Here is a 308-nt window from a genome sequence, read left to right as displayed (position 1 = left end):
CGTAGGGCGTTGCCACCGCTTCGCGCAGGGTGTCGGTGTAGCTGGCGAGGTCGGGGTAGCACGGCGTAAGGCCGGCCTGGGCGTTGCTCTGGTAACCCAGGTCGCTCATGCGCAGGCTGGTGGCGTATGGCAAGTACAGCGTTTCGGCGTCGAGCACTTCCAGCTGGTGCGAGCGACCGCGCAGGAAACCCGCATCCAGCGCCGGTGAGGCACTGAACAGGTACATCAACAGCCAGCTGTAGCGACGGAAGTCACGAATCAGCGCGATATAGGCGGTGGATTGGTAGTCGCGGTCGGTGCCGACAAAC

At 64.0% G+C, this 308-nt stretch carries 1 pseudogene; it reads right to left on the bottom strand.

Features of this window, described 5'->3' with window-relative positions:
* A pseudogene (locus tag AC0L20_RS40565) lies at positions 1–308 on the bottom strand (glutamate--cysteine ligase); the annotation flags it as partial.

It is taken from the genome of Bradyrhizobium sp. Kon58 (assembly GCF_055807455.1).
This window is presented reverse-complemented; position numbering and strand designations above follow the sequence as displayed.